This is a genomic window from Pseudoalteromonas sp. SG41-5 (genome assembly GCF_014164495.1).
GTDB lineage: Bacteria > Pseudomonadota > Gammaproteobacteria > Enterobacterales > Alteromonadaceae > Pseudoalteromonas > Pseudoalteromonas rhizosphaerae.
Genome location: NZ_JACJFH010000124.1, coordinates 1 through 10,016 on the forward strand (window position 1 = coordinate 1; position 10,016 = coordinate 10,016).

Below are 10,016 nucleotides of genomic sequence, written 5' to 3' on the forward strand. Positions count from 1 at the left end.
CGATAATGTTGCGCCACTGCTCAAGGCTACGCATTTTTCTCATGGCTATCTCCTAATTGAAATTAAGAAATAGTTTAATCGGTTTGACGAGTTACTGGCAGGTGCACTTTGCTAGACGCTTACAAAGCGTTCTTTTAAGTAGGTATCTAAAAAGTTTAGATACGCGTTGGAGGCACTGATACGGTTTTCTTTTTTGCTAAAACCATGACCTTCATCGTCAAATAATACATATTCGACCGGTACGCCATTGGCTTTCACTGCGGCAACTAACTCATCACTTTCTATCTGTAATACGCGCGGATCGTTGGCGCCTTGAATAACCATTAATGGTTTGGTGATATTCTTAGCATGGAATAGCGGTGAGATTGCACGATGACGCTCGCCGTCCGTTGCAGGGTCGCCCATTTCATCGTACAACGCTTTTTTAAAGCTTTCCCACCACGGTGGAATTGAGTTGAGCGTTCTTACCCAGTTGGTGACACCAAAAATATTAATGCCCACTTTGAATTCTTCAGGCTCAAAAGCAAGCGCTGCTGCGGTCATGAAGCCACCGTAGCTGCCACCTATGATACCGATTTTTTCTGCATCGACCCAATCTAAACTTTGTAAGTGTTTTTTACCGTAAACAATGTCTTGTAAGTCGTCGGTGCCGTGTTTTTTATCATCTAAATGAAAAAAGGTTTTACCATAGCCTGAACTGCCACGGTTATTAACCGCAAAAATAGCATAGCCATGATTGACTAAATGTTGTTGCATTGCACTGTAACCAGTGCGGCTTTGGCCACCTGGGCCACCGTGCACCCAAATTAGCGCTGGCACTTTATTATTGCTACTGGCTTGCTTGGGTTTATAAAGTACGCCGGGTATCTCTAAACCGTCAAAGCTTTTAAAGCGCACTATGGTACTTTCAACTAAATCATTTTGATCTATCTCTTTGCTTAAAGTATTACTTAATTGCTGTGCCTTATCACTACCCACTTGCCAGACAAACAGGTTACTTGGCGAGGTATCTGAATTTAAGTAAAACGCCATGCTTTTTTCATCTGCAGAAAAGTTAACACCACGTAAGTTACCTGCGGGTAACTGAGGCATCGCAATCTCTTTGTCTGACTGGGTATCAATCACCGTGACTTTAGTGCTGGCATCGGCATTGACACCGCTGACTTGATAACGCCCTGATTTAGAAAAATAAATGAAGCTGACATCCCAATTATCTTTTAATACAGGGCTATGCTCCTCTGAGGCCAACTCATAACGCCACACTTGTGAAAACTCGCCTTTAGCATCCGTTGAGTAGTATAAGTATTTACTATCAACAGAGAAGGTTTCAGGCGTGTATTGAGCTGGTGTATTGTGTTTTGAAATTAGCTGTGGTTTGAGGGTCTTTTTATAGGTATCGAGAATAAATGTGTCGCTGTCTTTATTGGTGTTATTTTTAGATAGCGCGATATAGCGGCCATCGGGGCTGATTGCTCCGACATCTAAACCAAGCGTATTTTGATAAACAGGGGTGATTTTATAGGTTTTACTATCAACGCGGTATAAGTCCATAAATTTAGCATCGCGCTGGTTACTAGTAATAAAAAACTCGCTGCTATCTTCTGTAAATCCTGCAAAGCTTGCGCGGGTTTCATCGCCGGGGGTTAAATCTGTTATTGACCCGTCAAGTTCACGGACGTAGACGTGAAAGCGCTCATTGCCGCCAGAATCTTTGGTAAAGAGGACCCTTTCATCATTTGGGAAGTAACGGACAGGGTAGGTGCTATCCTGAAAATTGGTTAAGCGGGTTTTGTTGCCTGTTTTTGCATCTACTTCATACAAGCTGTAAATACCACTTTCATCAGAGCTTACCAGTACTTTATCGCCATTGGGTGAAAAGCTACTGCCCATAATTGCGGTGGTATCAAAGAAGGTTTTAGCATTATAGGTGCTAACTTGCTGAGTTTGCTGCGACTGTACTGTGGTGACGGCTGTTGTTGAGGTTGATTGGCTACAACCGCTCAAGGCAATACTGATTGCACAGGCGAGTGCGGCAAATTGCAATTTTTTGTTCATAGTACATTCCTTGGTTTATTGTTATCTAATCATATTTTTACCGGTTTTAGTGTTGCCCTAACCCTATTTTAACGCAAGTTTTTAGCTGATTTTAACTGCAACAAAGTGTTACAAAGCCTGTATCGTTAAAAATACAGCCTACGTTATAATACTCACTCATATAAAAGGCTCTCTCATATAAAAGGAAAGTGATGATTGAAGTTAGTGGTTTACACAAGCAATTTGCCCAAAACATCCTATATAAAGATTATCGCATCAGCTTTACATCACCGAGGGTATGTATTGAAGCGCCGAACGGTCAAGGTAAAACCACGCTGCTAATGATGCTTGCTGGACTTGAGCAACCACAAAGTGGACAGATATTATTTGCAGGCAAGGTGTTGTCTGAGCCTTATAAACAGGTAGCAATTGCCAGTGATCGCATCGCGCTGCCTGAGTTTTTAACCGCGAAACAAATTATCAATTTAACGGTTAGCAGTTTAGGCTGCGATTGGCCGACAGCGCTTATCAGCGGCTTTAATTTTTCAGATTTTTTATCGACTCGTTTTGATGCGTTGTCATCGGGTAATCAAAAAAAGTGCCAATTAATTTTAGCGTTAATGCGCGGTGCGCCGTATTTGTTACTAGATGAGCCCAGTACGGCACTTGATCAAGCCAGCATTATATATTTACTTGGTTTACTAGATAATTATTTAGCAGATAAAGCGCATGGGCAAATCATTATCACTTGCCATGAGCCGGCGCCGTTTATCGAGCATGGCTTTGAGTGTGTCCCCTTATGAGCAAGCTAGGTATTAAGCTTGAGATTGCACAATATCGCTCATTTATGCAGTATCGTTATCAGGCCTATAAAATTGAGCTGGCACAACTACTACAGCAACTTAAAAACTTCGGCTTATTATTTTTAGTGGTACTTGGCTCAGCCATGCTTGGAATGATTTTGCTGTTATTTTTAGGTCTGGGCAAAATCATCGACAGCATAGATGCGCCGCAATATGGCGCTCAAATGGCGTGGCTGTATCTATTACTGCAAAGCGTGATGCTCAGTGCAATGAAATCAGCCATTCAAAATAGTCAGCAGCGGCTCTTTCAACGCACTATTGTAAGGTCAAACTGGCTTAAGTTAATGGATATAAAACTATTGCTTTTAAGCAATGGCTGGTTGCTAGCAAGTGCTGTAATTGCGCTGGATTTAAACTATTCACAGTGGCTACGAGCACCCCATTTTGTGCTGTTTATGTTACAGCAGTTTAGCCTCGGTGTACTGTGTTTGTACAAGCCAAGAGCATTAATATATGGCTTAGTATTTACTGCTATTTTAGTCTTGCTACCGATTAATATAGCGCCGTTAGCCTATCACTGTGGCTTTATTATATTATTTGCGCTGAGCATGTTGTTGCCAGCATTTTCGCTGAGCGACCGGTTATCGGTCAATGCATTATCTACTTTTTGGCTGAGCTTTTTTATGCAACATAGCAGGGTACTAGTATGGCGAGTGGCTTTATTGTTGTGTGTATTTATGGCAATCACTACTTTGCTCAATGAGCGTGCTGATTTAGAGGCTATATTTAGTGTGATAGCCGCCGCTTTTATGGTGTTGTTTACCAGCTCACTGCAATTTGATTGTGGCAAGCTACATGATAAGTACCAGCTATTTTTTCAAGCAAATAACCAATCGCGGCTGTTTTTTATCAGCCAATTTATGCCAAGTTGCTTGTTCTTTTTGATAACACTTAGCAGCTATCTGTTGTTTGTCGCTCAAATAGAGTGGCTATTACTGAGCCTGAGTGTTGGCTGGGGTACATTACAATTATATATAGCACAAAAAAAACCAGCGCATTATGCGCTGGTTTGGATGATCACAACAGGCGGGCTGTTGGCTGTGTTAACTTAATATGTTAAGCAGCATTCGCCTTTTTTGCCGTGTTATTACGTGCAGCTTTGCCTGCTAATAAATCTGCAGGGTCAAAGTCGTCAACGTTAATAACATCTAAACGTGCTTTTTCAACGCTTGCTAGCTGATCAGCCTCTGCTTGCGTTAAAATACCCGCTTCAAGTCCCATCTGAGCAACTTTATCAAGCTGGAAGAAAGGCAGTTTAACGCCTTTTTCACGACATACCTTATCAAATAAAGGTTCAACAGCTAGCACGTCTTTAAGCGTTTGCTCTTGACGACCAACTAAGTTAAGTGGTTCATTTGTTAAGTATACGTAGCTTGCTAAACGGTTACGTGTTTCGCTAGGTACTTGTAAAATTTGTGCTAATTTATGCTCAAGTTTATCAGTCGGTTTACGAACTGGACGACCGAACGGGAACAACATCAACTTAAGTGCTGCACGAAGCGGAGCTGATGGCATATTGTTAATTAAATCAGCAAGTGCACGTTGACAGTGGTAAAGGTGATCTTGACAGCTCCATTGTACAAGCGGTAAATCTTCTTTTTTACGGCCTTCATCGTTATAACGTTTCAGCGTTGCAGACACTAAATAAAGGTAACTAAGCAAATCACCTAAACGAGCGGAAATACGCTCTTTACGTTTTAGTGAGCCACCAAATACAGCCATGCTAATGTCAGACATCAATGCAAGTGACGCACTAAAGCGTGACGCAGTACGGTAAAACTCAGCTGTTTCGTCTTTAAATGGCGTAGTTGCAAAACGGGCTCCGGTAAAGCTCATCCACTTAGTACGTACAAGGTTAGACATAGTAAAGCCGATGTGGCCCATTAACGCTTTATCAAATACCGCTAGCGCTTCTTCACGATCTTCGATTGCGCAGGCACCCAATTCAGTCAGTACAAATGGATGGCAGCGAATGGCACCTTGACCGTAAATAATCATATTACGGGTCAAGATATTTGCACCTTCAACAGTGATGGCAATTGGTGCACCTTGATAGCCACGACCTAAATAGTTATTTGGCCCAAGCATAATACCTTTACCGCCGTGAACATCCATTGCATGATTGGTTGAATCACGCATTTGCTCGGTCAAATGGTATTTAATGATTGCCGAAACAACCGATGGCTTTTCGCCTAAATCAACCGCACCAGTTGACATGCTAACAGCCGCATCTGAGCTGTACGCATAACCTGCTAGTTTTGCTAGTGACTCTTCAACACCTTCCATTTGGCCAATAGGTAAACGGAATTGACGACGAATACGGCTGTATGCACCACTTGCAAGTGCAATTGTTTTAATACCACCCGTTGAGTTTGACGGCAATGTAATAGCACGACCAACCGATAAACATTCAACCAGCATGCGCCAGCCTTGGCCGGCCATTTCTGGTCCACCAATAATGTAATCAAGCGGTACGAAAATGTCTTTACCACGAGTAGGACCATTCTGAAATGGTACATTTAGCGGGAAATGACGACGACCAATTTCAACACCTGGCATGTCTGTAGGAATAAGTGCACAAGTAATACCTGGCTCTTTAACATCGCTTAGTAGACCATCTGGGTCTTGTAGTTTAAACGCCAGACCTAATACTGTCGCAACAGGCGCTAGCGTAATATAACGTTTGTTCCATGTTAGGCTAAGACCAATGACTTCTTCGCCTTCCCACATACCTTTACATACCACACCATAATCTGGAATGGCGCTGGCATCAGAGCCTGCTTCTGGTGAAGTTAAGGCAAAGCATGGGATCTCTTGACCACTAGCAAGGCGAGGTAAGTAATGATCTTTTTGTTCTTTAGTACCATAGTGCTGTAACAATTCGCCCGGACCTAATGAATTAGGAACGCCTACAATTGATGAAAGCAGGGTAGATTTACTGGTTAACTTTTGCAGTACACACGATTGTGCAAAGGCAGAAAATTGCAGGCCGCCATATTCTTTTTTAATGATCATGGCAAAGAATTTATTATCTTTTAGGTATTGCCAAACATCTTGTGGTAAATCGGTTAACTCATGAGTTGCTTCCCAGTCGTCCAACATACTACATACCACCTCAACTGGACCATCGATAAAGGCTTGCTCTTCGATTGTCAATTTAGGCATTGGGTATTGGTGTAATTTGTTCCAATCAGGACGGCCGCAAAAAAGATCGGCTTCCCACCATGTTGTACCCGCATCAATGGCTGATTTTTCAGTTTCAGACATAGTTGGAGTAACTTTTTTAAACATGGCAAAAATAGGTTTAATAATATATTGCTGACGAATGCCAGTAACAGACAATGGCACTGCAATGATCAAGAAGATCAACCAGCTAATTGCGCCAAATGCACCTGCAAAGGTACCAATGACAAGTGTTGCGATGGAAACGCCAAGGGCAGTATTCCAGCTCGCTCTGTGGTAACTCGCGATGCTGAGCAGCACGATTAAACCAAGTGTAAATATGAGTGTCATGTATTCAATCCTTAATAGAGGTCAGACCACCTTTAGTTAGAGTAGCGCTAGAGTGAATAATTATCAAGTAGCTTAGTGAAAATATCAGTGACTGTTAATTTGTAATCTGTGCACATCAGCATACGGATAAATGTGTGATTCGTCAGTATGATTTATTTGAGAAAAAATTAAGCTGTTTTCTTGCTTGCCTTGCCCTTGCTTATGTTTAACAATGCCGCTAAGGCCTAAGTTACGGGTTTACGCTTTTTAAAAAGCAGTATTTTAAAAGTATAAAAATTTTTGAAAGGTTAATTTATTTTATGTGTGAGTTGCTTGGCATGTCGGCGAATGTGCCTACAGATATTTGTTTTAGTTTTTCAGGGCTGTTAGAGCGCGGTGGTAACACAGGTCCGCATAAAGATGGCTGGGGCATTACTTTTTATGAAGGGAAGGGGTGTCGTACTTTTAAAGATCCTGAGCCTAGCTGTCAGTCTGAAATTGCCAAGTTAGTAAAGGCCTATCCCATTAAAAGTGTCTCGGTGATTAGCCATATTCGCCAAGGTAATCGTGGCCGTGTCTGTCTTGAAAATACGCATCCTTTTACCCGTGAGTTGTGGGGCAGGGAGCTGACCTACGCGCATAATGGTCAGCTTTCGAATTATCATGATTTAAAACCTGAATATTATCGGCCAGTGGGTAATACCGACAGTGAATTGGCGTTTTGTTGGTTACTCGATCAAATTCGTGAAAAATACCCTAAACGTCCAGCTAATATGGCGTCAGTGTTTCGTTATGCGGCAAAGCTTGCACACACTTTACGTGAAAAAGGTGTGTTTAATATGTTGCTGACTGATGGTGTGTATGTGTTAGCGTATTGTACTAATAATTTGCATTGGATCACCCGCCGTGCGCCGTTCGGTAAGGCTACGTTAATTGATGCAGATATGGTGGTAGATTTTCAACAAGAAACTACGCCAAATGATGTCGTAACGGTGATCGCTACCCGGCCACTGACCAACGATGAGCGTTGGCAAAAAATGGAACCAGGTGAATTTGCGTTGTTTAAAATGGGTGAGTTAATTTAGCCGTCAGTTTTAACGTTTGAACTTAATTAATGTGGTTATAAGCTGAAAAGCCCAAGTTATGATCGTCACACTTGAGCCTTTCGTCTTGCAAGCAATTTATTCCGGTGTTATTTCGTTTTTAACTTCTTCAGGTAATGCAACTGGGCTGGTTACCGTGAACGACTTAAGTTGTACTTCAAATTGTTCTACGCCTTTTTCGCCTTTCCACATCCTAACTAGCATGTAATCCATTTCAGGGGCGAACCATGCAAGCGCTTGGCGTTTATCATTATCATATAAGCGTTTTACTTTGATCGCTTCGATATTACCGATTGGTAAGGAAATAGTCTCTTTACCAACGACTTCAAAGTTATACTCACGACAGTTGCCTTTTTTATCAACTAGCTGGTACGAAAAGCTGGTTTTACCTATTTTTAATTCTTCGCGCACTTGTACTTGATATGAAATTGAGTCTTGAAATTGCTCAGACCACTCACATTCAATGGGGTATTTACTTTCACTGCTGTTTACGATTTTTTTAGTGTGGTCAAATTGCAGTGTATATTCTTTATCCGGGCCTGTGCCTGTGCGGATCATGCTATAACTTACAGGCGTGACTTTTTTGTCGCTGAAAGTAAAATTTGATGTCTCTTTACGTGAATCTGAGAATATCATCCACTCAATATCACTGTGGTAGCTAACTTGGTAACTGTTATCTGCTAGTTTTTTTAATGTGCGGACGCCTTGACCATGGTTTTCGCCTTTGCGCAAAATATCATAGTTAGCTTCAAATTGAGTAAGTTCACCAGCAATTAAACTAGTAGGAAGTAATAAAGTGCCCGCACACAATAGCAAGGCACTTAGTTTTTTATTCTGGGTAGTGCGCGCCGTGTGCAGGAAGTTGTTTTTTGTCAAGAACTGCATAATCTGCTTCCATAGTAAGTCGTTGTTCACTGAACCACTTGACCACCAAAGGGTAAATTATATGCTCTTGTGCATGCACGCGTTTTGCTAATGTGTCAGCAGTATCATCTGCCAGCACGGGTACTTTGGCTTGAAGAATGACAGGACCACCGTCTAACTCTTCAGTAACAAAGTGCACACTTACGCCATGAATGTCATCTTTTGCATCAATTGCTCTTTGGTGGGTATTCAGCCCCTGGTACTTAGGCAACAAAGAAGGATGAATGTTCAACATTTTTCCTTTAAATTTTTGCACTAAGTTAGGAGTAAGAATACGCATAAACCCAGCTAATACAACTAGATTTGGTGCAAAAGAATCAATAACGTTCATTAATTGCGCATCGTAGGCTTCGCGCGAGTCAAAATCTTTATGGCTGAGCACTGCTGTTGCAATGCCCGCTTGCTTTGCTCGCTCAAGGCCATAAGCGTCTGCTTTATTACTAATAACAGCCGCTATGTTTGCATTTATCTCGCCGTTATTACAGGCGTCAATGATGGCTTGTAAATTAGAGCCACTACCTGAAATTAAGACTACTAGACGAGCAGGGGCCATTAATCACGGCCGCCTAGGATTTCTACTTGCTCTTCGCCAGCTTTAGCATCATGGATCTCACCAAGGTGCCAAGCATTTTCGCCAAGCTCTTTTAAGATGCTTAAGCTTTGCTCAAGTTTGTCAGCAGGCACAACCAATACCATACCTACACCACAGTTAAATGTGCGGTACATTTCGTGGGTGGTGATGTTACCGTTTTCTTGTAACCAATTGAAAATACCAGGCCACTGCCAGCTATCACCTTTAACTACTGCTTTTGCAGACTCAGGTAATACGCGTGGGATATTTTCCCAAAAGCCGCCGCCAGTAATATGCGAAAGAGCATGAACATCTACTTGCTTGAACAGCTCAAGTAATGGTTTAACGTAAATACGTGTTGGTTCAAGCAGAGTTTCGCCTAATGTTTTACCTTCAAATTCAGCACTTGTATCAGCATTTGATACTTCAAGTACTTTACGAATTAATGAGAAGCCATTTGAATGCGGGCCGCTTGATGCAAGCGCGATCAGTTGATCACCAGCAGCTACTTTTGTGCCATCGATGATATTTGCTTTTTCAACTACGCCAGTACAAAAACCAGCCATGTCGTAATCTTCGCCTTCGTACATACCTGGCATTTCAGCAGTTTCGCCACCAATTAATGCACAGCCAGAGATCTCACAGCCTTTACCAATGCCTGTTACTACGTCTGCGGCAGTATCAACATCAAGTTTGCCTGTTGCATAATAATCTAGGAAAAATAATGGCTCAGCACCTTGAACGATAAGGTCATTTACACACATAGCAACTAAATCGATACCTACAGTATCGTGTTTTTTAAGGTCGATAGCTAAGCGTAACTTAGTACCAACACCATCAGTGCCTGCAACAAGTACTGGTTGCTTATAACCAGCTGGGATTTCGCAAAGTGCGCCAAAGCCACCAATTCCGCCCATAACTTCAGGACGACGGGTTTTTTTAACTACGCCTTTAATACGCTCAACAAGTGCGTTACCGGCATCGATATCTACGCCCGCGTCTTTATAACTTAGAGACTGTTTTTGTTCG

Annotated in this window: 8 protein-coding genes; 3 read left to right on the plus strand and 5 right to left on the minus strand. The window is 42.0% G+C overall.

Annotated features, from left to right (window positions below; all coding sequences use genetic code 11):
• Positions 1-111: 111 nt before the first annotated feature.
• Positions 112-2,055, minus strand: a complete 1,944-nt coding sequence (locus H5232_RS20785; protein ID WP_182831437.1) for a S9 family peptidase — start codon at positions 2,053-2,055, stop codon at positions 112-114.
• Between the two features lie 191 nt (positions 2,056-2,246).
• Here H5232_RS20785 and H5232_RS20790 point away from each other — a divergent pair, with 191 nt between their 5' ends.
• Together H5232_RS20790 and H5232_RS20795 are read left to right on the plus strand one after the other, a co-directional pair.
• Positions 2,247-2,837, plus strand: a complete 591-nt coding sequence (locus H5232_RS20790) for an ATP-binding cassette domain-containing protein (protein WP_182740034.1) — start codon at positions 2,247-2,249, stop codon at positions 2,835-2,837.
• Complete coding sequence (locus tag H5232_RS20795) at positions 2,834-3,949, plus strand: DUF6136 family protein (protein ID WP_182740035.1); 1,116 nt, start codon at positions 2,834-2,836, stop codon at positions 3,947-3,949. Before H5232_RS20790 ends, H5232_RS20795 begins: the two co-directional genes overlap by 4 nt.
• 4 nt (positions 3,950-3,953) lie before the next feature.
• On the opposite strand, the gene fadE is transcribed toward H5232_RS20795, so the two are convergent.
• A complete protein-coding gene (gene fadE, locus H5232_RS20800; RefSeq protein ID WP_149982939.1) occupies positions 3,954-6,410 on the minus strand; it encodes an acyl-CoA dehydrogenase FadE in 2,457 nt (818 codons plus the stop codon).
• Positions 6,411-6,709: 299 nt separating this feature from the next.
• On the opposite strand from fadE, the gene H5232_RS20805 reads away from it, so the two are divergent.
• Complete coding sequence (locus H5232_RS20805; protein WP_149982940.1) at positions 6,710-7,474, plus strand: class II glutamine amidotransferase; 765 nt, start codon at positions 6,710-6,712, stop codon at positions 7,472-7,474.
• A 96-nt stretch (positions 7,475-7,570) separates the two neighbouring features.
• Here the strand turns inward: H5232_RS20805 and H5232_RS20810 are convergent, their stop codons facing one another.
• From H5232_RS20810 to purM, 3 genes are all read right to left on the minus strand, one after another.
• Positions 7,571-8,368: a DUF3108 domain-containing protein gene (locus tag H5232_RS20810; protein ID WP_404936411.1), complete on the minus strand. Its 798-nt coding sequence runs from the start codon at positions 8,366-8,368 to the stop codon at positions 7,571-7,573.
• The gene (purN, locus tag H5232_RS20815; RefSeq protein ID WP_145242362.1) at positions 8,322-8,969 is read right to left on the minus strand and encodes a phosphoribosylglycinamide formyltransferase; all 648 of its coding nucleotides are present in this window, start codon (positions 8,967-8,969) and stop codon (positions 8,322-8,324) included. Before purN ends, H5232_RS20810 begins: the two co-directional genes overlap by 47 nt.
• The coding region (gene purM / locus H5232_RS20820) for a phosphoribosylformylglycinamidine cyclo-ligase (protein ID WP_220496101.1) at positions 8,969-10,016 on the minus strand (1,048 nt) is incomplete at its 5' end. The genes purN and purM, both read right to left, overlap by 1 nt.

Coding starts and splice junctions, on each gene's coding strand:
- H5232_RS20785 (WP_182831437.1), bottom strand. CDS start 2,055: ATGAACAAAAAATTGCAATTTGCCGCACTCGCCTGTGCAATCAGTATT.
- H5232_RS20790 (WP_182740034.1), top strand. CDS start 2,247: ATGATTGAAGTTAGTGGTTTACACAAGCAATTTGCCCAAAACATCCTA.
- H5232_RS20795 (WP_182740035.1), top strand. CDS start 2,834: ATGAGCAAGCTAGGTATTAAGCTTGAGATTGCACAATATCGCTCATTT.
- fadE (WP_149982939.1), bottom strand. CDS start 6,410: ATGACACTCATATTTACACTTGGTTTAATCGTGCTGCTCAGCATCGCG.
- H5232_RS20805 (WP_149982940.1), top strand. CDS start 6,710: ATGTGTGAGTTGCTTGGCATGTCGGCGAATGTGCCTACAGATATTTGT.
- purN (WP_145242362.1), bottom strand. CDS start 8,969: ATGGCCCCTGCTCGTCTAGTAGTCTTAATTTCAGGTAGTGGCTCTAAT.